Origin of the sequence: [Actinomadura] parvosata subsp. kistnae (assembly GCF_900323885.1) — a bacterium.
In the GTDB taxonomy this organism is placed as follows: domain Bacteria; phylum Actinomycetota; class Actinomycetes; order Streptosporangiales; family Streptosporangiaceae; genus Nonomuraea; species Nonomuraea composti.
On record NZ_OOHJ01000018.1, the window covers coordinates 420,472 to 441,712 of the forward strand.

Sequence of the window (21,241 nt, forward strand, 5' to 3'; positions counted from 1 at the left end):
CGCAAAGGATCTTGCGGTTCGACCTTGACTTATGCCCCTACGGAACACAAGATGGCCGAGCCGATGACTGGCAGACGACGATGGGTAGGCCCCCCGATGCTCAGGCGACGCACCGCACCCCCTTCCGCCCACCCGGCCGGACCCTCCGACCAGCCCCGGACCGACCCGGCCGACGATCCGAGAGCCGTGCGCCTGCGTGAACGGGCCGCGTTCGCCCTGGGCGACATCGCCTCCAACCTCACGTGGACGACGATCTCCAGCTACCTGCTCTTCTTCTACACGGACGTGGCGCTGATCAGCGCGGCCACCGCGGGCACCGTGATGTTCGCCGCGCGGCTGCTCGACGCCTTCTTCGACCCACTGGTGGGCGTGCTCCTCGACCGCACCCACACCCGGCGCGGGCGCGCCCGCCCCTACCTGCTGTTCGGGCTCCGCTGCTGTCCGGCCTCACGGTGCTGACCTTCCTCACCCCGGCGGGCGGCGACGAGCCGTGGACGATCACGTACGCCACCGTCACGTTCATCCTGGTCGGCCTGGCCTACTCGATCGTCAACGTCCCCTACGGCGCGTTGCTGTCGATGGCCACCCGGGACTCCGGCACGCGGATGAAGCTCGCCGGCCTGCGCTCGTTCGGCGTGGGCATCGGCCTGATCCTCGTCTCCACCCTGACCCAGCCGCTGATCACCGCCATCGGCGGGGTACCGACCTCCAGGCTCGGGTTCGGCGTCACGATCACGATCTTCTCGGTGGCCGGGATGCTGCTCATCTGGCTCGTCCACGCCTGGGTCAAGGAGCGGGTCGCGCTCACCCCGGCCGCCCGCGAGCGCGGGCACCTCGGCGCCTCGCTCAGGACGCTCGCCCGCAACCGGCCCTGGCTGTCGGTGTTCGCCTTCTCGATCCTGTCCTTCGCCCGGCTCGGCGTCATCACCGGCGGCGCCGTGTACTTCGCGCTCCACACGATGCGCGACCCGGCCGCCATCTCGGTCATCCTGCTGGCGTTCTCACTGTCGGCGGTCGTCGGGTCGCTGCTCACCGCGCCGATCCTGCGCGTCATCGGGCACCGGCGCGGCATCGTCCTCGGCCTGGTCGCCTACATCGCGCTCACCCTGTCGCTCGTCCCGCTGCGGGAGCAGCTCGTCGCGTTCACCGTCGTGTTCTTCGCGGCGAACCTCGTCGGCGGGCTCGGCTTCGTCGCCGCTCCCGCGCTGACGGCCGACACGGTCGAGTGGCAGGAGTGGCGCGGCGGCCGCCGCGAGGAGGGGCTGCTCTTCTCCGGCTACAGCATGAGCACCAAGGTCGGCGCCGCGCTCGGCTCGGCACTGCTCGCCTGGGGCCTGGCCGCCATCGCCTACGACCCCGCGGCGGTGACCCCGGCGGTCGCCGGCGGCATCATGTGGCTGTTCATCGCCCTGCCCGCGGGCCTGGCCGTCCTGCAGATCCTCGCGATCGCGCCGTACGACCTCCAGCGGCGGCTGCCCGCGATCAAGGCGGAGATCAGCGCGCGGCGCCACGCCGAAGATCCGGCGGCGCGGCCGTGAGAGTATGGGCATCCACCAGCCCCCTCACCGCGACAAGGACCTGCGATGCCATCAGCCGCCGCGCCGAGAAGGCCCGTCGGAGCGTCGGCTGAGAGCACCCCGGTCCGCGGCGTCCCACCCAAGCCGGGCCTGACCGAGCTCCAGGGCCCGCTCACCGCGCTCGAAAGCGCGCCGCTCGCCCTGGTCATCGACCTCGTCCGCTCAGGGCGGGCGAGAACCCGTCCCGAGCTGGTCACCGCGACCGGGCTCAGCAGGAAGATCATCACCCAGCGCGTGGAGCAGGCCATCGACGCCGGCCTGCTCGCCGAGGACGGGCTGGCGCCCTCCTCGGGAGGCCGGCAGCCGCGCCTGCTGCGCTTCCGTGCCGACGCCGGGCACGTGTACGCCGCCCTCCTCGGGGCGTCCGAGATGACCGTGGCCGTCGCCGACCTCGACGGCCGGCTGATCGAGGACGTCCACGAGGACTGGAGTGTCGAGGACGGCCCCGACGAGACGATGGAGCACGTCCGGCGGCATTTCGACCACCTGGCCCAGAAGACGCGGCTGGGGCGGCCCTGGGCCATCGGCATCGGCGTCCCGGGGCCGGTCGACTTCTCCACCGGGCGTCTCGTCGCGCCGCCGATCATGCCCGGATGGGACGGCTTCAGCGTCCGGTCCTGGCTGCGCGACCACTACGACGCCCCCGTCTGGGTCGACAACGACGTCAACCTCATGGCGCTCGGCGAGTGGACCCGCGGCTCCGCGCCCGACGGACGCGACATGCTGTTCATGAAGGTCGGCACCGGGGTGGGCGCCGGCCTGGTGGTGCGGGGGCGGCTGCTGCGCGGGCAGCGCGGCGCGGCGGGAGACATCGGGCACACGCACATCACCGACGACCCGGCGAAGGTCTGCCGGTGCGGCAAGACCGGCTGTCTCGAAGCCGTCGCCAGCGGATGGGCCCTGCTGATCGAAGCGACGGAACGGGCCGCCGAGAGCCCCGCCTTCAGCGCGGCGATCCGGCGGCGCGGCCACCTGACCCTCGCGGACGTCGGCGCCGCCGTCGTGGCCGCCGACGACCTCGCGCGCGAGCTCGTCGGCCGCGCCGCGCGCACCATCGCCACCGTGGCGGCCAACCTGGTGAACTTCTGCAACCCCGGCGCGCTCGTGCTCGGCGGCGGCGTCCTACGCACCGGCGGCTACTTCCTCGACGTGTTCCGCGAGGTCATCCTGCGGCGCGTCACCGACCTGGCCGGGCAGGGCCTGGAGGTCAGGGCCGCGTCGATGGACCACATGGAGGGCGTCACGGGCGCGGCGCTGCTCGCCGTCGAGCACCTCTTCAACCCCGCGACGCTTCCCCGATGGGTCGAGGACGGCTCACCCCTCGGCCACGCCGCCGACCTGCAGCGGCTGTCGAACGCCTTCTCCTGACCGACGCGGCGCCGGGAAAGCGGGGCCCGGCATCCGCCACAATGAGAAGCGATGTCAGCACATCCCCTTGCCCGGGCCACCGCCTCGCTCCACGGCCTGGCCCTCGGTGACGCCTTCGGCTCCCAGTTCTTCGTCCCCGCCAACCGGCACGCCCTCTCCTCTCGCTCCCTGCCACCAGGCCCGTGGCAGTGGACCGACGACACCGAGATGGCGTGCTCCGTCTATCGCGTCCTGGCCGAGCACGGCACCGTCGACCAGGACGAGCTCGCGGCGAGTTTCGCCGCCCGGCACGACTTCGACCGCGGATACGGCCCCTCCACGAACCGGATGCTCCGGCTGGTCCGCGAAGGCGCCGGCTGGCGGGCGCTGGCCGCCGGGCTCTTCGACGGCAAGGGCTCGTGGGGCAACGGCGCCGCGATGCGGGTGGCGCCGCTCGGCGCCTGGTTCGCCGGCGATCTGGCCGAAGTCGTCCGTCAGGCCGGCCTGTCGGCGCAGGTCACCCACACCCACCCTGAGGCGGTGGCCGGGGCCGTGGCCGTCGCGGTGGCGACCGCCGTGGCCGCGACCGAGCCCGGCCTGCCCGCCGGGCCCTTCCTCGACCGGATCAGCCGGCACGTGCCCGCGAGCCTGGTCCGCGATGGCATCGAGGAGGCCCGGCGGCTCCTCACCGTCAGCGACCCCGTGCTCGCCGCCCGGGCGCTCGGCAACGGCCGGCAGGTCACCGCGCACGACACGGTGCCGTTCACGCTGTGGGTGGCGGCGCGGCACCGCCACGACTACGAGGCGGCCCTGTGGACCACGGCGGCGGCCGGCGGGGACATCGACACCACGTGCGCCATCGTCGGAGGCATCGTCGCCGCCGCCGAAGGCGTCCACCTGCCGCCGCGGTGGACGAGCCGCTGCGAGCCCCTGCCGGACTGGGCCGGGGCTCCCGCACTCCACCACTGAACGACGGCCGCGGTCGCCGGGCCGCCGGTCAGCGCAGCGGGTCGAGGTCGGCCAGGGCCTCGGGCTGCTTGCCGGTGGTGATCCACTCGGCCAGCAGCCGGCCGGTGACGGGGCCCTGCGCCAGGCCCCACATGCCGTGCCCGCCCGCCACGTACACGGTGGGCGCCACCGTCCCGCCGACCAGCGGGCGCCCGTCCGGGGTGATCGGGCGCGGCCCCACCCAGGCGTCGGTCCGCTCGTCCCACCGCACGCCCCGCAGCAAAGGACGGGCGGAGGCGATGATGGCCTCCAGGCGGGCCGGCACCTGCGGCGCGTCCGGGTCGCGGAACTCCATCGTGCCCGCCACCCGCAGCCCGCCCCGGTAGGGAGTGCAGGCGACCCGGACGTCCGGCAGGTAAAGAGGGCCGGGCACGGGACGATCGACCGGCACCGTGAACGAGTAGCCGCGGCCCGCCCGCACCGGGACGCGCACGCCCCACTGCCGGGCCAGCCGGGGCAGCCAGGCGCCGGTCGCGAGCACCACCGCGTCCGCGGACAGCACGGTGCCCTTCGCCGAGCGGACGATCGCCTTCCGGTCGTCGGTCCGCACCTCGTCGACCTCGAACGCGTACACCGTCGCGCCCCGCCGCATGACGGCCTCGCCGAGGGCGTGCACGAAAGCGCCCGGGTCGACGTACCGCTGCCCGTCGATGCGCACCCCCGCGCCCAGCTCCCCGCCGGCGAGCGGGACCTGCTCGGCGAGCCGGTCCCGGTCCAGCACGGTGTGCTCGACGTGCTGCCCCACCTGCTCGAGCCTACGCAGCTCGCGCAGCAGGCCTTCAGCCTGCCGTGAGGTACGGAACGCGGCGGTGATCGGCGCGTCCACGACCGGGGCGGACACGCCGTTGGCGGCCAGCACCTCGTACGCCTCGACGCACTCCTCGTTGAGCGGCAGGTTCGCCCGGGCGGCCCGCGACCAGGACCGCCGGCCGCTGTTCGCGGCGAAGCGGAGCAGGAACCGCCAGAGGCCGAGGTCGAGACCGGCGGGCACGTACAGGGGCGCGGCCGGGTCGAGCAGCGAGCGCAGGCCGTAACGCAGCACGGCCGGCTCGTTCAGCGGGATGGCCAGGCCCGGCGCGACCCAGCCGGCGTTGCCCCAGGACGCGCCGCCCGCCACCCCCGCGCGGTCCACCACGTTGACCTCGACCCCGCGCTCCTGGAGGAACCACGCGGTCGACAGGCCCACGATGCCCGCGCCCACCACGATCGCCGAGCGCGGCCAGTTCCCGGCCATGTCCAACCTCCTGGGGTACGAATGCCGATGTCACGGCCAGCATGGCCCGGCGGGCGGGCGGGGGCGTTGTGGGCGGACGACAACCGCGGCGCCGCCGTTGTGGGCCCGGCACAACGACGGGGCCACGGGCTCGCCCGCACGCCCCGGCCCGGCCTCAGTCCCACGCCCCGGCCCCGCCTCAGCCCCACGCCCCGGCCCGGCCTTGGCCCCACGCCCGGGCCCGGGTTCGGCGCATCGCTCAGGCTCGGGGCTCGTCCTCGACGGCGGCCAGCATGATCGTCATGGCCAGGCGCTGCCGGGCGTCGCCCAGGTCCAGCGGGGTGAGCTCGCCTATCTTGCGCAACCGGTTCCGCACGGTGTTGGGATGCACGCCGAGACGCTCGGCCGCCGGCACCGGGTCGCCCTGGCACTCCAGCCAGGCCCGCAACGTGGCGACGAAGCGCGTGCCGTGGCGGGCGTCGTGCCGCAGCAGCGTGGACACCGGTCCGCGAGCCGGGGTCCGGCCCGTGCGCACGGCCGCGCGCAGGCGTCGCAGCAGGATGTCGTCCCACGATTCGTCGTAGGCGGGCGGGACGTCGCCGGGCCTGCTCTCGTGCAGCGCCAGGCACTCGTCGGCCTCCTGACGGCCGGCGGGCAGCTCGGCGGCCTCGGCGGGCGCGCCGATGCCGGCGGCGACGCGTACATGAGCGGGCAGCTCCGCACACAGTGCGGAGATCCACCTCCGCGCCGCGCCGGCCTGCTCGGCGGGCAGGACGGTGTAGAGCGTGTCACCGAGCAACGCGCTACGACCCGGCCTGGACCAGCCGAACCCGGTGGTGGCCTGCTCGAAGGCCAGCAGCAACGCGGCATGCCGATCCCCACCGCCCTGCCGATCCCCACCGCCCTGCCGATCCCCACCGCCCTGCCGATCCCCACCGCCCTGCCGATCCCCACCGCCCTGCCGCTCACGCCCGACCCGCCGCTCACCACCGATCTGCCGCTCACCACCGAGGTGCCGCTCACCGCCGAGGTGCCGCTCACCGCCGAGGTACCGCTCGCCCTCTCCCCGCCGCTCACCGTCGGTGTGGGCGCGCACCGCAACGACCCGCAGCGGCTGCGGCGCCAGCCCCAGGCGGCTGATCACCGTGGGGGCGTCGGCGCCGCCCTCCAGCAGCCGGATGATCAGGTCGGACTCCACCTGCCGCTCCAGATCGGCGCTCGCCCGGGAACGCAGCAGGTGCAGCGCGACCGTGTGCGCGCCGTCGGCCAGGGCGCGGCGGTGGGCGCCGGCCGGCGGGCGTTCGCAGGTCACCCAGACCGAGCCGAGCAGTTCGCGACCGGCCCGTACGGGCACGACCGTCCGCGCCGTCAGGCCGTGCTCGGGGTCGGCGGGCACGAACACCGGCTCGTCCGCCGCCGCCAGCCGGTCGAACACCCCCCGCCGCTGGAACAGCTCGCGCAGCCGGTCGGGAACGCGGCGGGCGAGGATGGTCTCCAGCCGCGCGGGGTCGCCCGCCTGCTGGGAGCGGGAGTAGGCGAGTACGCGCGAGTGCCGGTCCTCGATGGTCACCGCGCCGCCGAGGGTGTCGGCCAGGCTGTCGGCCAGGGCGAACAGGTCGGTCGGGCCGCGCCCGGAGGCGGTCTCGCGGCTCTCCAGCACCAGCCCGTACACGACCCCGGCGAGCTGGCTCCACGGCATCGCGGGGTCGGCCAGCAGCACCGCCACCTGGTGCCGGTCCCCGAGCGCGGCAGCCTGCCGGTCCAGGCCGCCACCGCTCTCCCCTGGGCCGCCGGACGGGGCGGGCCGGGCCAAGCCGCCCCTCTCCCCTGGGCCACCGGACGGGGAGGGCCGGACCAGGACGGCTGTGGCCTTGGCCGCGACGGCGCAGCGCACCGCCTCCTCGATCGAGCCGGTGCCGATGGCCAGGAGCAGGTCGCCCGTGACGTGCGGGTCGGCGGCGTCGGGCACGGCCACGCCGTGCAGCCAGGCGGCGCGGGCCTCGGGCCGGTTGCACAGCCGCACGCCGTACCCGCCGAGGACGTTCACCAGGCGATCCAGTGTGATCATGATCAGCTTCCGGGAAGAGGGAGGGGCAGGATGACCTGCCCCTCCGTGGGGTCAGGCGGCCTCGTGCCGCCGCTGGCAGTCGATGCAGGTGCGGGCCAGCGGCCGGATCTCCAGCCGTTCGAACGGGATGCCGGCTTCGCAGTGCGTGCACCGGCCGTAGGTGCCGGCCGCCAGCCGGTCGAAGGCCCGGGACAGCTCGGCGACGGCACGCTCGGCGGCGGCGGCCGAGGCGACCAGTTCCTGCCAGGTGCCCTCGCCGCCGTTGCTGTCGCGTTCCTGCTCGCGCAGCTCGTCCAGGTGCCGTTTGCGCTGTTCGAGCTGCTCCCGCAGGTCCTCGCGCAGAGCCTGCAGCTGCACGCTGCTGAGGTGGGTGCTCATGATCCTTCGTTCCTTTCCGTGACGGTACGCGGCAGAAAGCCGTGGGCAGGCCGGCGACCCGCGCCGAGCGGGATGGCGCGCCGGGATCGGGCGCGTCAGCGGGCCGGCGAGGCGGGGTGGCCCGCCAAGGCCGGTTGCAGGCAGAGCCGCATCAGGCCGCGGACGATGGCGTACTGCGGCTGGGGCGCTGCGGCGACCGGTGCCCGCAGGGCGGTGCGCAGCCGGCGGAGCAGGTGCTCGTGGTGCGCGCCGCCGCCGGTGACGACGAGGCCACGGGCCCGGGCGTCGGGGCGGGTGGCGGCCGGGAGGCGGCGGAGCAGGCCCGCCGTCATGTCGGCGATGCTGTCCACCGCGTCCGCGGTCGGCCCCGTGCCGGTGGTGGTGCTGAGCTGGAGGCTGACCGCGTCGCTGACCACCCCGTCCCGCAGGACGACGGCCTCGACGATGCCCGCCCCGACGTCCAGCAGCAGCCGGGGACGGGCGCCGAGAACGTCCAGACCGGCGCCGACGGCGGCCGCCAGCGGCTCCTCCACCAGGGCCACCTCGCACCCGGCGATCCCCGCGACCGCGGCGCGGACCGCCTCGCGGTCGCCGGGCGACGCCGCCACCGGCACTCCGGCCAGCACCCGCTCCAGCGGCCGGCTGTCGAAGAGCCGGGTGTCGCGCAACGCCAGCCGCACCAGCCGCGCGCACGCGCCCCGGTCGGCCACCATGCCGTGCCGGACCGGCCGCACCACGTCCGCCGCACCGGCGCCGGCCGGGCGCCGCACGACCACCGACGGCCGGTCGGCGATGGCCTGCCCGCCGAGGATCAGCGAGCGGGTGCGGGCGGTGCCGAGGTCCAGCGCCACGAAGCGCCGCCACGCGTTCATGCCGGGCCTCCCCGCAGCACGCGGGTGGCCGGCCGGCGGGACACGGATCCACGCGGACGTCGTCGCGGGGCGAAGAGGTGGACTTCTTCGGCAACGAGCATGATCAGCTCCTAGCTGATGTCGAGGCGGAAGGCGGCATGCGGCAGCCGCCCCCACAGCAGACGGCCCGGACGAACGGGCCGGGACATGACGACAGGTCAGGGCGTCCCTACGAGGACTCGCTGGTGAAGTCTGCGACGCGAAGACGCCTCACCATGGAGAAGGCGTCGGCCCATGGAGAAGACACCGGCCAGGGCGAAGAAGACACCGGCTGGACGGCGGAGACGCGGGTCAGGCGAGCGGCGGGCTTCGTGACCCCGCGGTGCGGTGAGCGAGCTGTTGCGGATCCCGCAGCAGCTCGCGGTCCGCCCCGGAAACGGCCGTCAGCGCCAGGTGGGCGGCCTCGGCCTGCCCGGTGCCGCGCACGACCCGCCACAACGACAGCACGTGGTGCTCGCGCACGTTCCCGGCCTGCGGCGGCAGGCTGGACAGGTCGACGTCCTGCCCGCCGGGAGCCCACACGTGGCCGGCGGATGCGGGCGCGGCCGTGGCTGGACCAGGGGCCGCAACGGCGCCGGCCAGCATCAACGCGATGAGGGACAGCAGAACCAGGCCCATCACGCCGCTGAACGCGATGGACCCGTGTGGTGTTCTCCACGGCCCCCTCATAGGCCCGACCATAGCCCAGCCCCGCAGAAAAGGCATGTCAGGCCAAAGGGCGCGCAGGTGCGCTTCGACGGCAAGGGCATCGACCTGGCGCTGCTCAAGCAGGCCAAGCAGATGGAGCGCGGCCGGCTGGAGACGTACGCGGAACGCCGTGGCGGGCAAGTCGCCTTCGTGCCCGGCCGCGACGCCGCGTTCCTGGTGGACAACGGCTGCGTCGCGGTCGGCGAGGGCGCGAACATGCCGACCACCCCTGAGGCGATCAAGGTGTTCCTGGAGGCGGGCGTCGCCTTCGGGCCGGGCAAGGCGGCCAACGCGGGCGGCGTGGCGACCAGCGCGCTGGAGATGCAGCAGAACGCCAGCCGCGACTCGTGGTCGTTCGACTTCTCCGAGCGCCGGCTGCGCGACAGGATGCGGGACATCCACGCCCGCTGCCTGACGACGGCCGCGGAGTACCGCATGCCGGGCAACGACGTGGCCGGCGCCACCATCGACGGCTTCCGCCGCGTCGCCGACGCCATGCTGGCCCTGGGTCTGATCTGAGCCACTCCTCTACGACCCGGATCACCGCGTGCGTGACCCCGCCGTCAGCTCCCCGAGACTGTGGGAACACGCACGTGCGGGCCCACACCCACCTCGACCGGCCCGAACAACGAATGGCGACTTAAGTACGCGTTCGGTTCCAGCGAGACCTGCGGCATTATCCGAGCTTTTTTCAGAGTAATTCTTCTGATGGAAATCTTCGGCAGCACGTTCATTTCGAGGGCCTTCCCGAGCTCTTATACATAGACTCGCGCACAGCCAGAAGGGGCTCGTACATGGACATCCTCACTGCCGTGATCACCGTCATCACGGTCATCAGCGCTCATGCGGGCGCACTCCTGGCGTTATGGCTACGCCTGCGCTGGCAGGTGCGGCACGCCCGGATACAGGGCCGCTACCTCGTGCGACTCGTCCAGATGGTCGCCGGACACGGGCAGCTGGAGTGGGGCGAGGAGCACGGAAAAGCACACCGTCTGACCATGACTCTCACATATGCCCCGAGAGCAGACACGGCGCCATGAGCGACCCGAACCCCCCAGAAGGGCTAAGCTCATCGCGCGCACCGCATGAGGACATTCGGCGATCCCAGCCCGAAGCGCGCCACACCACCGATATGGAATTCTCGTCGTTCTACCGCAGCACGGCCCATATTCTGGTGGCTTTCCTGGTCAATCAAGGCGCGACAGCATCGGTGGCCGGTGACATCGCACAGGAGACAATGGAGAAGGCCTACCAGCGATGGCAGGAGATCGACAATCCGCCGGCATGGGTGCATACAGTCGCCTCACGGGCCCTGGTCCGGCATCTCACCGACGCGCGCGAAGAGGCGCTCGACCCAGTGCCTGAACCGACAGCGCTCCTGCCCCGCCCCGAAGAGGCCGCAGAGTGGGAGTCTCGTCAGGTCATCCTGCAGGCGCTCCGCACGCTCCCACCCCGGCAACGCCAGGTCATGGCCTGGAGGCTCAGTGACTACACCCCGGCCGAGATCGCCGAGCAACTCGGCATCACTCCCAACGCGGTCAGCGCCAGCCTCAAGAAGGCCCGCCGAGCCATCCTTGCACACCTCGCCCGCGGAGAGGAGGACCCCCATGCTCGCCCTGGATATTGATCCCGCCAGACGGCTGGACCTGTGGCCCAACACAGTGATGAACGATCTGCACAGCATCCTGGACATCGAGGCCGGGCTACGTGAGGTGCTGTTGCACTCCCACTACGCCACCCAGCTCGACGGCCTGCACGCGCTTCTCGACATCGAGGCGGGGCTCGGCCAGATCCTGCTCACCAAGATCTCCTCCATGGGCGAGGAACGGGCAGAGAGCCGTCACTGCACCTACGATGAGGCGTTCCCTGCCGTCGGCCCTGAGGATCGTCTGGCCCTACGGCAGCATCCTCGTGTCCGGACGTCGCGCCGTCTCCTCACTCGCGCCCTCGACCACGACCATGCCCTCGGCCTCAGCCTCCGTCTCGCCCGGAAACTGGCCCATCACGTCGACCGCCCGCAAGTCCACGGCCACACGCGCCAGCGTGCCCGCTCGCTGGCCCACGACCTCGCCTTCCGCCTTCGTACGGATCGCGAGCGCGCCACGGAGCTGACAGCGGTTCTCGCCCGATCCGCCGGTTCCTCTCACAATCCGATCGGCGCCGGCGACCTCGCCCGCGGCCTCGATCACGCCCGTGCTCTCGACCTGGTGCTCGACCTCGCACACGCGCTCAGCCGCGATCTCGAGCATGACCTCGCCGGCCAGCTCATCCACTGCCTCACCCGTGATCTCGGCGACATCCACGACGCGGCGCGCACCCTGGTCGCGTGGGCCGTCACCTGGGTCCGGGACGTCGTCAGCGAGTTGCTGGGCCGCGAGGTCTTTCTCGACCAGGACATGGTGTACCTGTTCCTCGACGACTTCACCACGTCCGACCTGCGTTCCGTGCGGCTGTCGGATGTCGAACTGGAAGGGGTGCGGTGGTCGGAGACGGGCACATGGTGGCCAGACGATGTGGACATCGAGCACGTCAGAGCCCGCTCGGACGTGCTCGCAGCGGGCAGCGGACTGTGGGTGATCCGATCCAGCGCCGCAACCGTACGGGACTTCGTCGACTGCTGAGCACCGGCGGCAAGGCCCCTAGCGATCTCACCCAGCAGTAAGCGGCAGCTGACTGACCCGCACAGTGCTGCCGTGCGGAATGCGGCGCAAGCCCTCCAGGACGCCAACCAGCGGCTCTCAGCGGCGCGCACCGAACAGCAGGCGGAGGGTCAGGAACAAGAGGCGTCGCCTGCGAGCTCGACGCCTACCGTCAGATCTCCTACGCCCGATTCCTGCGCGGCGTCCTGACAGGCCGATAAACCACCGGGTCGTCGAGGCCGATGGTGGCGCGGTACAGGGGTCGTGCCGGAATGCGACCAGGATCAGGAAGCGCTTGCACACGGTGCCGCACAACCGAAGTGCTTCCTCGATCATCGTGCGGGCGCCTGATCCGCCGTTCCTTCAGGCGGCGGCCGGTACGGGTGCCGCGCAGGTGCAGCCGATCTCGCACCAGACGCCGGTGTGGTCGGGCCGCCGGGTGACGCCCCAGCCTCGGGAGAGGTGGTCCACGAGGAACAGCCCGCGCCCCCGCGTGGCCTCCGACCCGGCCGCGCCGAGCCGCGGCGCGCCCGCGCCGCCGTGGTCGTGCACCTCGACCAGGACGGCGTCGGCCAGGTGGGTGATGCGCACCTCGAAGCTGTCGTGGCGGCCGGCGGCGGTGTGCTCGACGGCGTTGGCGGCCAGTTCGGAGACGGCCAGGACGACGTCGTCCGCGGCGGGGTGGCCGGCGACGACGCCGCCCGCGAAACGGCGCGCGTGCCCGATCTCTTCCAGCTGGGCCGGGAACTGTCGCATCTCGGTGCCGGTCATTCCCATCGCCTCCGCGCGTGCATCGGCTGGTACCGCCTGACATCTCCCAGCATGCGGAGCCCGCTTGCCGGTTCCCTGCCGGACGCTTGCGAGCGGACGGCACGGGAGCACGGGTTCGCGGGCGGGGCCGAGCCGGATGTGCGTATTTCTCACTTACGCGGCCGCCTCTGATCGCCCATGATGGACGAGAACGCATCGATGGCCAGCGCTCTTGTCACGATTTTTCACGATAAGGAAGGCATCATGCCCCCTGCCATCGTCGGACACGGCGGCCCTCTCGCCGACCGCCGCTTCCCGCTCGGTGACACACCGACCACCTTCGGCCGCAGGACCGACTCCAGCGTGGTGCTCTCCAGCGAACGAGCCTCGCGCCGCCACGCCGAGATCCGCCATGAGGCGGGGCAGTACGTCCTGCACGACCTGGGAAGCCGCAACGGGACGCTGGTCAACGGCAGGCGCGTCACCTCACAGGTGCTCCAGCCCGGCGATCTGATCACGATCGGCGACGAGCAGTTCCGCTTCCTGCCCGCCGACGACACCGCGACGATCCTCGGCGCCCTCGACGACAGCGCGACCGTCTACGGCGGCCCCTTGCAACCGCACGCAGCCGGATCCACGCTGCCGCGAACCGGCGGGCCCGCGCAGCCACCTGACCCGGGGCCGGTGCTCCGGGTGACCGTTTCGGGCGGCGGCCCCGTCGGGCTGAGCTTCGCGCTCCTCCTGGAGCACCTCATGGGCCCGCGGGTCGCCGTCACCGTGTACGACGGCCGCTGGACCCAGGACGGCTCCCGGGTCGTGTGGAAGGGCCAGGAGCAGGGCAACGTACGACGTCAGCAGGTCGTCACCGTGCAGAGCCGCCAGTACCTGAATCTCCCCGGCCCGGTGCAGACCCGGCTGTTCGAGCCCGGCGCGTACTCGGAGATGTGGCCGCCCGGCCCCGACTCCATCCGGGGGCACGCCCCCCGCAACCTGCGCATCGCCTACATCGAGGACACCCTCCTGGAGATGGCCGGCGAGAAGCCCGACCGCATCCGGCTCGTCCCCGCCCGCTTCGACCCCGGCGAGCACGGCGACAGCGCGAAGCAGGATCACGTGCTGGCCATCTGCGAGGGCGGCCGCTCGCGGACGCGGGAGCGGTTCTCCGCCAAGTTCGGCACCGCCGACAGCTCGATCTACTCCCTGGACGGCAAGCATCTGCAGGATGTCGTGCTGGGCCTGCGCGTCAAGTCCGACCTGCCCGACGCCATGTCGGTCCTGCTGACCGTGGCTCAAAACCGCTACCTGCTCAACGCGCTGGGCGGCGAGGGCTTCCTCAACATGCGGCTCACCGACGAGGAGGCGGCGGAGGTCGTCGGCATCGATCCCGTGCGCCGCGTGTTCGAGGAGTGCGTGGCCGCCAACCCGTGCATGATGGGCCGCACCGGCGACGGCGACTTCCACTGCTCCACGCACGGCACGTTGTTCCTGCCCGCCCTGATCAAGGGGTCGGCCCTGTGGCGGCGGGTGCAGGAGGGGCTGGTGATGTTCGGGGTGGCCGAGCACAATCTCAGCGCGGTCACCGCGTTCCGGCTGGACATGGTGCAGCGGCCGCGCTTCACCGCGCGCCTGCACGCCCCGACCTCGACCACCCCCGGCACCTACGGTTTCCTGCTCGGCGACGCCGCCAACGCCATCCACTTCTGGCCGGGCCGCGGGCTCAACAGCGGGCTGGCCTCGGCCATCTCCCTGGCCCGTACGCTCAGCCAGGTCTGGCGCGGGCGACCGTTCCGCGACGCCGACTTCATCCGCCACGAGGCCGCCATGGCGATGCTGCAGTACCGGCACAAGAGCCGCGCCTGGCAGGCGATGGTCACGACCGACGAGAACGGCGTGACCCGCGCCATCAAGGACAACATCGCCAAGGGCTGCGCGACCACGCCCGCCGCATCGGGCTCCGACGCGCAGGTCGCGGCGGACATCGACACGCTGATGGACCGGCTCGGAGCGATCCGGGGCCGCCTGTCACAGCGCGTCTCCGGCCTCCCGGACGACGCCGCCCTGCGGGCCCACCTCGGCCGGCTGTCGGCCGAGACCCTGCGCGTCCTGGTCATCAGCGAGGCGTGGGACACCGTGGTCATGGGCGGCGAGGAGGTCGACATCGACATCTTCTACCGGGAGGAGCCCGCGTCCGCTCCGGACGCGGAGCCCGTGTGGGGCCCGCGGCTGGCCAGCGAGCGCGAGCAGCACACCAGGCTCATCTCCCGCTCGACCACCCGGACACCGCGGCCGGCGGCACAGGCCCCCCGGTAGACGAGCCGGAAGGAGCACGACATGTCCGCTCAGAGCCGGATAGGCTCCGAGCCGTGACCTCGACGAACGTGATCCCGGACGTGACCTCGACGGACGTGACCTCGACGGACGTGGCCCGGTGAGCGCCACCCGGCTGCTGGTCATCGGAGCCGACGCGGCAGGGATGAGCGCGGCGCACCAGGCGCTCCGGGCGGCGGGGCCAGGGCTGGCCGTGACCGTGCTGGAGGCGACGGGCGACACGTCGTACTCCGCCTGCGGCATCCCCTACTGGATCGCCGGCGACGTGCCCGGCGGCGACGCGCTGGTGGCCCGCACCGCCGAGCAGCACCGGGCGGCCGGGATCGACCTGCGCTTCGGCGCCACCGCGACCGCGATCGACCGGCAGGCCGGCACCGTCACCTACCAGGACGCCGGCGGCGAGCAGGTGCTGGGCTACGACGAGCTGGTGATCGCGACCGGCGCGTCGGCCGTGGTGCGCGACTGGGCCGTCGACCCCGGTACGGGGCGGCGGTACGCCGGGGTGGCGCCGGTGAAGACGCTCGCGGACGGCGCGGCGTGGCTGGACCTGCTCGCGGGGCTCCCCGGGGGCGGCGGCCGGGTGGTCGTCGCCGGCGGCGGCTACATCGGCGTCGAGATGGCCGAGGCCGCGAGGAGGCGGGGCCACGAGGTCACCGTCATCACCCGTACCCGCGTGATGAGCTCCCTCGACCCGGACCTGTCCGCCCGGATCGAGGCGGGGATGCGCGCGGCGGGAGTCCGAGTCGTGACCGGCTCGCCGGTCGTGCGGCTGGACGTGGCCGGCGGACGGGTGCGCGGCGTCTACACGGCGGAAGGCGAGCGCCACCCGGCGGACCTGGTCGTGCTGGCGCTGGGCGTCACCCCGAACACCGGTTTCCTCGACCTCGACAAGCTGCCCAGCGGCCCCGGCGGCGGCCTGCGGCCCGAGCCGGACGGGAGCCTGGCCGACGGCATCTGGGCGGCCGGCGACTGCTGCGAGGCCCGGCACCGGCTCACCGGCACGTGGACGTACCTGCCGCTCGGCACCCATGCCAACAAGCAGGGCCGCATCGTCGGCACGAACCTCGTCACCCCCGGCACGCTGCGGTTCGGCGGCGTGCTGGGCACCGCGATCACCCGGTTCGCCGCGGGGCCGACGTACCTGGAGATCGCCCGTACCGGACTGAACGAGCACGAGGCGGCCGCCGCCGGCATCGAGGTGGCGGCCCTCGTCACCGAGGGCGGCACGGCCAGCGGCTACATGAGCGAGGCCGACCCGATCGCGGTGAAGATCCTCGCGTCGCCGTCGGACCGCCGGCTGGTGGGCGCGCAGATCGTCGGCGGGCGGGGCGCGGGCAAACGCATCGACACCGTCGCCACCTCGTTGTGGCACGGCGCGACCGTCGACGACCTGGCCTGGTCGGATCTGTCCTACGCGCCGCCGTTCTCCACCGCGTGGGAGATCGTCCAGATCGCGGCCCGGCGCCTGGCCGAGCGGCTGTAGCAGCCGGAGTGCTGCCCGGTCAGCCCATCGAGATGAGGATGGGCGCCACGTAGCGCCCGCGGTCGCCCGGGTGGCGGTCGGCGCCGTGGACCATCGTGGGCAGAGGCGCGGGTCCCTCGGCGGGGCCCAGGGCGGTGAGCCACGGGCGCAGGCCCGGGTAGGCGTCCAGCAGGTCGATGCGCACGTCGCGGTCGGCGTCGTGCGCGGCGGCCAGGATGAGATCGCGGGCGGCCTCCTCCGAGGGTGCGACCACGGGGCCGATGACGCGGTGGGGGCCGGCGTTCCAGGCCACGGCGAAGCCGCCGTCGGTGACGACCGTGCGCTCGGCCCTGGCCAGCAGCGCCGTCAGCGCCGCGCTCCGGTCGGCGCCGGTGACCTCGGCGTCCAGGGCGAGGAGCGCGGCGTGGTCGTCCGGGGTGGCGGCGCGGACCCCGGGCGGCCTCGACGTGCCCCGCAGTGGGCCCGCGTTGATCGTCAGGCTGCCGGTGGGGCGGAAGCCCAGCCGTTCATAGACGGGGCGGCCGAAGCGGGTCGCGGTCAGCTCCACGACGCGGTCACCGGCGACCTCCAGGGCGTGCTCCATGAGCCGGGTGCCGAGGCCCTGCCTGCCGTACCGGCCGGCGACCAGCATCATGCCGACGTCGGCCAGCGCGTCGCCGTAGCGGGTCACCACGACGCACCCGGCCAGGCCGTCGCCGTCGGCCGCGTCAATGGCGTGGACCTCGCCCACCTCGAACATCAACCGCCATTTGGCCTCGTCGGTGGACCACCCGCGGTCGCTTTCGAGCCGCCGGCACAGGGGCAGGTCCTCGGGGCCGAGGAGTCGGATATCGCTCACGGGCCTGAACCTACTCCGTTCGCCGCCCCGGCAGCTCGCCGAAACCTATCGACGAATCTTCGGAAAATTTCGGAAACACCTCTCCGGATCCAGGCCGGTTGTTCCGGGCTCACCTCCGGCTGCTTCCTCCCGAAACTTTCGGTACGGCGTTCCCGGCATGAAAGTTTCATGGCCGGTCCTCCTCCGCCCCGGCGCGGAACGCGAGGTAGGTGCGCCCGCCCGCCCCCTCCCCCTCCCCGCGACGAACCAGGGGCTTCTTGACAGTACGTTTCGGCCTCATATTTGCTCCGTTTCGCCACCGCCGCGGGTCCTGCATGGCGTCCTGATGGGAGGACACAGGGTGAAACGAGGATTGTCCGCCGTGTCAGCGGCCGTCGCCGCGGCGTTGCTGGCCGCCGCCGTGCTGCTGGGGATCACGCCCGCCGGGGCGGCGTCGCTGACCCGGGTGACCGGCTTCGGCACCAACCCGACGAACCTGAACATGTACCTGTACGTGCCGGACCGGGTCGCGGCCCGGCCGGCGCTGCTGGTCCTGGTCCACTACTGCGGCGGATCCGCCAGCGCGATCTTCAACGGCAACGGGCACGACTACGTCACCGCCGCCGACCGGTACGGCTACCTCATCGTCCTGCCCGAGGCCACCCGCTCGGAGAAGTGCTTCGACGTGTCCACCCCGGCCGCTCTCAGGCGCGACGGCGGCGGCGACTCCACCGGCATCATGGCGATGGTCGCCTACGCCCGCCAGCGCTACAACGTCGACCCGGGCCGGATCGTGGTCAGCGGCTTCTCCTCCGGCGCGATGATGACCAACGTGCTGGCCGCCCAGTACCCCGACGTGTTCGCCGCCGGATCGGCCTTCTCCGGCGTACCGGCCGGATGTTTCGCCACCACCAACGGCTCGCTGTGGAACAGCCAGTGCTCCGGCGGGCAGGTCGTCAAGACCGCCCAGCAGTGGGGCGACCAGGCCCGCGCGATGTATCCCGGCTACACCGGCCGCTACCCGCGCATGCAGCTGTGGCACGGCACCACGGACACCACGCTGGCCTACCCCAACTTCGGCGAAGAGATCAAGCAGTGGACGAACCTGAACGCGCTGAGCCAGACCCCGGCCCTGACGGACCATCCGCAGTCGTCCTGGACCCGTACCCGGTACGGCGACACCTCGACCCATGCCACCGTCGAGGGCATCAGCATCTCCGGCGTCGGGCACCAGCTGCCGATGAGCGGCCAGCTCGCCTACGCCATCTCCTTCCTCGGCCTCGACGCGACGACACCGGATCCGGATCCGGACCCGACTCCCACGGGCGCGAGCGCGATCAAAAACGTGGCGTCCGGCAGGTGCCTCGACGTCGCCGGCGCCTCGCAGGCCAACGGCGCACAGGCGCAGATCTGGGACTGCAACGGCCAGGCCAACCAGCAGTGGACGCCCACCGCCGCCGGTGAGCTGCGCGTCTACGGCGGCAAGTGCCTGGACGTCAGCAACCGCGCCACCGCCGACGGCAGCAGCGTGATCATCTGGGACTGCACCGGCCAGACCAACCAGCAGTGGCGCCTCAACGCCGACGGCAGCATCACCGCGGTGGGCGCGAACAAGTGCCTGGACGTGCCGAGCAACACCACCGCCAACGGCGCCAGGCTGCAGATCTGGTCCTGCCACGGCGGCGCCAACCAGCGCTGGACCCGCGGCTGACCTTCCGGCGGCCGGCTTCGTCAGGGGAGTTTCGCATGCCCTTTGCACCTGATCACGGCACTTCGCGCCCTCAGGGGGTGCGCCGGCTCTCGGCGGCGATCGCGGCCGGGGTCATGGCGATCGCGGCGGTGTCGCTCGCGCCGCGACCGGCGGTCGCGGACGCCCCGTGGCTGGACGTCTCCGAGGACGGCTACGTGGCGTTCAACGTGCCGGCGGCCTACGTCGAGGCCAGCGTGGGCCAGGTGGCGCAGCTCAACGTCGAGGGGAACTTCGGCCCCTCCTTCGCCTGGGCGGACTACGGCCTGACCCGGCGAGGCGACGTCTGGACGGGGGCCATCGGCCCGCTCAAGCCGGGGCTGTACTCGTACCAGGTCACGGGTGACGACACCAAGGGGCTCAAGGACCCGACGAACGGCACCGGCGTGGCCTCCAAGCCGCTGTGGAGCACGTTCTTCGTGCCCGGCGAGTCGGCGCGCCTGCTCGCGGACGTGCCGCAGGGGCAGGGCGGCAAGGTGGAGACCCTGACCTACCGGGCCCAGCAGCAGGAGCGCTCGGCCCTGGTGTGGACCCCGCCCGGTTACGCGCCCAGGGGACCGAAGGCCTATCCCGTGCTGTACCTGCAGCCCGGCGATGGCGGCAGCGCCAGCGACTGGCTCGATCTGGGCCGGGCCAAGCAGATCCTCGACAACCTGGCCGCCCAGAAGGCCATCGAGCCCATGGTCGTCGCGATCAGCGACGCCGGCGGGACCGACGACGACCTGCGCCAGGCGCTCGCCGGCCGCTACCGCGTCCTGCGTGACCCCGCCCACCAGGCCATCGCCGGCATCGGCGCCGGCGGCGCGCAAGCGGTGCGTGCCGCGCTGGCCCGCCCCGAGCGCTTCGCCTACGCCGGCTCGTTCTCCGGCCTCGCGGCCGACGACCCCGGCCGGGCGCTCAACCGGCATCCCAAGCTGCTGCGCCTGTACACGGGCAACGTGACCGACCCCGCCTACAACGCCACGTACAAGCTGACCAAGGCACTGGACCGTGCCCGCGTCGGCTACGAGTTCGACGGCGTCAACCCCGACGCCGGCGGTAACTGGAACGCCTGGCAGGAGAACCTGATCGACTTCCTGCCGCGGCTGTTCCGCAAGGTGCGCGACCACGGCCCCAGCGACGGGCACGGGCCGCTGAAGGGCGCGTTCACCCCGCCCGCGCCCGGCACCACGCCCACCCCGTTCGTGACGAAGGACGGCTTCGTCACCTTCGAGACCACCACCGCCTTCAAGGACGCCCAGCAGGTCAAGGTGTGGGCGAACTGGGCGCCCAACGGCAGCTGGCTGCGCGTGCCGGCGACCCGCGCCGGCGACCGCTGGCGCGTCACCGTCGGCCCGCTCGACCCGTGGTTCTACTACTACCAGCTGATCGTGGACGGGGTGTCGGCCAAGGACGCGTCGAACCCGACGAAGGTGACCTCCGAGCCGAACTGGAGCACCTTCTTCGTCCCGGGAAAGCGAGCCCGCCTCCTCTCGGACGTCCCCGCCGGCCAGGGCGGCAAGGTCGAGAGCATGACGTACCGCAGCACCGTGGCGAACGCGGACCGGACCGCGCTGGTGTGGACCCCGCCCGGCTACGACCCGAACCGGGCCGAGCCGTACCCCGTCCTCTACCTCCAGCACGGCAGCGGTCAGAGCTACACGGACTGGGTCGAGATGGGCCGCGCCAAGCAGATCCTCGACCACCGGTTCCTCGACGGGGACCTGGTGCCGATGGTGGTCGTGATGGGCAACGGCAACGTGCCCGACTTCGGCAAGGAGCTGCTGGAGAACATCGTCCCGGCCGCCCGCTCCCACTACCACGTCTCCTCCGACCCGTCCCAGCAGGCCCTCGCCGGCCTGTCCATGGGCGGCGTCCAGACGTTCGGAGTGCTCAAGGCGCACCCCGGCCAGTTCGCCTACATCGGGGTGTTCTCGGGCTGGTTCGGCGACGAGACAGGGGTCGACGCGGCGGCGATCAACAAGGGCACCAAGCTGCTGCGCCTGTACGTCGGGGACCGCACGGACTTCGTGTACCCGTTCTTCACGTCGTCACTGGCCACCCTGGACCGGCTCGGCATCCGCTACGAGTTCGACGGGGTCACCCCCGGGCCGCACGGCTGGGACGTCTGGCAGAAGAACCTCATCGACCTGACACCGCGCCTGTTCAAGCGCTAGAGCGGCGAGCCGGCCGCGCGCGCCTTCCTCGACCACGAGGAAGCCCGCGCCGCCGGCTCAGCAGCTCACGCTGCTCACAGCAGATCTGCCGCAGGCAGATTGTGTCGACTCCGGTCCCGGCGGCCTCACAAG

Annotated in this window: 18 protein-coding genes and 1 pseudogene; 12 read left to right on the forward strand and 7 right to left on the reverse strand. The window is 72.6% G+C overall.

What is annotated here, in order from left to right; genetic code table 11:
- The first annotated feature begins 96 nt into the window (after positions 1-96).
- Genes KIS93_RS67565 through KIS93_RS22105 form a run of 4 tightly spaced genes read left to right on the forward strand, consistent with a single transcriptional unit; the run spans position 97 to position 3,893 of the window.
- Entirely contained in the window at positions 97-459 is a 363-nt protein-coding gene (locus tag KIS93_RS67565) for an MFS transporter (RefSeq protein WP_186404379.1), read from the forward strand.
- The gene (locus KIS93_RS22095) at positions 453-1,538 is read left to right on the forward strand and encodes an MFS transporter (protein WP_186404380.1); all 1,086 of its coding nucleotides are present in this window, start codon (positions 453-455) and stop codon (positions 1,536-1,538) included. Before KIS93_RS67565 ends, KIS93_RS22095 begins: the two co-directional genes overlap by 7 nt.
- Positions 1,539-1,583: 45 nt before the next feature.
- A complete protein-coding gene (locus KIS93_RS22100; protein ID WP_080045866.1) occupies positions 1,584-2,945 on the forward strand; it encodes an ROK family protein in 1,362 nt (453 codons plus the stop codon).
- Positions 2,946-2,996: 51 nt separating this feature from the next.
- Positions 2,997-3,893 (forward strand): ADP-ribosylglycohydrolase family protein, encoded by an 897-nt coding sequence (locus tag KIS93_RS22105; protein WP_080045865.1) that lies wholly within the window; start codon positions 2,997-2,999, stop codon positions 3,891-3,893.
- A 28-nt stretch (positions 3,894-3,921) separates the two neighbouring features.
- On the opposite strand, the gene KIS93_RS22110 is transcribed toward KIS93_RS22105, so the two are convergent.
- The 5 genes from KIS93_RS22110 to KIS93_RS22130 all read right to left on the reverse strand — a co-directional run bounded on the left by KIS93_RS22110 (position 3,922) and on the right by KIS93_RS22130 (position 9,171).
- The gene (locus tag KIS93_RS22110) at positions 3,922-5,166 is read right to left on the reverse strand and encodes an NAD(P)/FAD-dependent oxidoreductase (protein ID WP_080045864.1); all 1,245 of its coding nucleotides are present in this window, start codon (positions 5,164-5,166) and stop codon (positions 3,922-3,924) included.
- Between the two features lie 238 nt (positions 5,167-5,404).
- Complete coding sequence (locus tag KIS93_RS65525; RefSeq protein WP_230465860.1) at positions 5,405-7,213, reverse strand: PucR family transcriptional regulator; 1,809 nt, start codon at positions 7,211-7,213, stop codon at positions 5,405-5,407.
- 51 nt (positions 7,214-7,264) lie between these two features.
- Positions 7,265-7,591: a TraR/DksA family transcriptional regulator gene (locus KIS93_RS22120; RefSeq protein ID WP_080045863.1), complete on the reverse strand. Its 327-nt coding sequence runs from the start codon at positions 7,589-7,591 to the stop codon at positions 7,265-7,267.
- Between the two features lie 95 nt (positions 7,592-7,686).
- Positions 7,687-8,463, reverse strand: a complete 777-nt coding sequence (locus KIS93_RS22125; RefSeq protein WP_080045862.1) for a rod shape-determining protein — start codon at positions 8,461-8,463, stop codon at positions 7,687-7,689.
- Between the two features lie 330 nt (positions 8,464-8,793).
- Entirely contained in the window at positions 8,794-9,171 is a 378-nt protein-coding gene (locus KIS93_RS22130) for a hypothetical protein (protein ID WP_186404381.1), read from the reverse strand.
- A 66-nt stretch (positions 9,172-9,237) separates the two neighbouring features.
- Between KIS93_RS22130 and KIS93_RS22135 the strand changes: the two are divergent.
- From KIS93_RS22135 to KIS93_RS22150, 4 genes and pseudogenes are all read left to right on the forward strand, one after another.
- Positions 9,238-9,708 (forward strand): annotated as a pseudogene (locus tag KIS93_RS22135) (dehydrogenase family protein); the annotation flags it as partial.
- Positions 9,709-9,983: 275 nt separating this feature from the next.
- Positions 9,984-10,229, forward strand: a complete 246-nt coding sequence (locus KIS93_RS22140; protein ID WP_080045860.1) for a hypothetical protein — start codon at positions 9,984-9,986, stop codon at positions 10,227-10,229.
- Positions 10,226-10,816 (forward strand): sigma-70 family RNA polymerase sigma factor, encoded by a 591-nt coding sequence (locus tag KIS93_RS22145; RefSeq protein ID WP_222107589.1) that lies wholly within the window; start codon positions 10,226-10,228, stop codon positions 10,814-10,816. Before KIS93_RS22140 ends, KIS93_RS22145 begins: the two co-directional genes overlap by 4 nt.
- A complete protein-coding gene (locus KIS93_RS22150; protein WP_080045858.1) occupies positions 10,797-11,810 on the forward strand; it encodes a hypothetical protein in 1,014 nt (337 codons plus the stop codon). Before KIS93_RS22145 ends, KIS93_RS22150 begins: the two co-directional genes overlap by 20 nt.
- A gap of 381 nt (positions 11,811-12,191) precedes the next feature.
- Here KIS93_RS22150 and KIS93_RS22155 read toward each other — a convergent pair whose 3' ends face one another.
- The gene (locus KIS93_RS22155) at positions 12,192-12,599 is read right to left on the reverse strand and encodes an ATP-binding protein (protein WP_186404382.1); all 408 of its coding nucleotides are present in this window, start codon (positions 12,597-12,599) and stop codon (positions 12,192-12,194) included.
- 243 nt (positions 12,600-12,842) lie between these two features.
- Between KIS93_RS22155 and KIS93_RS22160 the strand changes: the two genes are divergently transcribed.
- Together KIS93_RS22160 and KIS93_RS22165 are read left to right on the forward strand one after the other, a co-directional pair.
- A complete protein-coding gene (locus KIS93_RS22160) occupies positions 12,843-14,888 on the forward strand; it encodes an FHA domain-containing protein (protein WP_080045856.1) in 2,046 nt (681 codons plus the stop codon).
- A gap of 118 nt (positions 14,889-15,006) precedes the next feature.
- On the forward strand, positions 15,007-16,389 hold the full coding sequence (locus tag KIS93_RS22165) for an FAD-dependent oxidoreductase (RefSeq protein ID WP_222107590.1): 1,383 nt from the start codon (positions 15,007-15,009) through the stop codon (positions 16,387-16,389).
- Positions 16,390-16,408: 19 nt separating this feature from the next.
- On the opposite strand, the gene KIS93_RS22170 is transcribed toward KIS93_RS22165, so the two are convergent.
- Entirely contained in the window at positions 16,409-17,227 is an 819-nt protein-coding gene (locus KIS93_RS22170; protein WP_080045855.1) for a GNAT family N-acetyltransferase, read from the reverse strand.
- A 361-nt stretch (positions 17,228-17,588) separates the two neighbouring features.
- Between KIS93_RS22170 and KIS93_RS22175 the strand changes: the two genes are divergently transcribed.
- Positions 17,589-18,917, forward strand: coding sequence for an extracellular catalytic domain type 1 short-chain-length polyhydroxyalkanoate depolymerase (locus KIS93_RS22175; protein ID WP_230465859.1), 1,329 nt, complete (start codon positions 17,589-17,591; stop codon positions 18,915-18,917).
- A gap of 35 nt (positions 18,918-18,952) precedes the next feature.
- Positions 18,953-21,109 (forward strand): alpha/beta hydrolase, encoded by a 2,157-nt coding sequence (locus KIS93_RS22180; protein ID WP_080045853.1) that lies wholly within the window; start codon positions 18,953-18,955, stop codon positions 21,107-21,109.
- Positions 21,110-21,241: the final 132 nt, after the last annotated feature.

Bases quoted from the DNA above. Each gene is read 5' to 3' on its own strand.
- KIS93_RS22145 (WP_222107589.1), top strand. From the start codon at position 10,226: ATGAGCGACCCGAACCCCCCAGAAGGGCTAAGCTCATCGCGCGCACCG.
- KIS93_RS22110 (WP_080045864.1), bottom strand. From the start codon at position 5,166: ATGGCCGGGAACTGGCCGCGCTCGGCGATCGTGGTGGGCGCGGGCATC.
- KIS93_RS65525 (WP_230465860.1), bottom strand. From the start codon at position 7,213: ATGATCACACTGGATCGCCTGGTGAACGTCCTCGGCGGGTACGGCGTG.
- KIS93_RS22160 (WP_080045856.1), top strand. From the start codon at position 12,843: ATGCCCCCTGCCATCGTCGGACACGGCGGCCCTCTCGCCGACCGCCGC.
- KIS93_RS22130 (WP_186404381.1), bottom strand. From the start codon at position 9,171: ATGAGGGGGCCGTGGAGAACACCACACGGGTCCATCGCGTTCAGCGGC.
- KIS93_RS22155 (WP_186404382.1), bottom strand. From the start codon at position 12,599: ATGACCGGCACCGAGATGCGACAGTTCCCGGCCCAGCTGGAAGAGATC.
- KIS93_RS22140 (WP_080045860.1), top strand. From the start codon at position 9,984: ATGGACATCCTCACTGCCGTGATCACCGTCATCACGGTCATCAGCGCT.
- KIS93_RS22180 (WP_080045853.1), top strand. From the start codon at position 18,953: ATGCCCTTTGCACCTGATCACGGCACTTCGCGCCCTCAGGGGGTGCGC.
- KIS93_RS22150 (WP_080045858.1), top strand. From the start codon at position 10,797: ATGCTCGCCCTGGATATTGATCCCGCCAGACGGCTGGACCTGTGGCCC.
- KIS93_RS22100 (WP_080045866.1), top strand. From the start codon at position 1,584: ATGCCATCAGCCGCCGCGCCGAGAAGGCCCGTCGGAGCGTCGGCTGAG.
- KIS93_RS22105 (WP_080045865.1), top strand. From the start codon at position 2,997: ATGTCAGCACATCCCCTTGCCCGGGCCACCGCCTCGCTCCACGGCCTG.
- KIS93_RS22125 (WP_080045862.1), bottom strand. From the start codon at position 8,463: ATGAACGCGTGGCGGCGCTTCGTGGCGCTGGACCTCGGCACCGCCCGC.
- KIS93_RS22120 (WP_080045863.1), bottom strand. From the start codon at position 7,591: ATGAGCACCCACCTCAGCAGCGTGCAGCTGCAGGCTCTGCGCGAGGAC.
- KIS93_RS67565 (WP_186404379.1), top strand. From the start codon at position 97: ATGCTCAGGCGACGCACCGCACCCCCTTCCGCCCACCCGGCCGGACCC.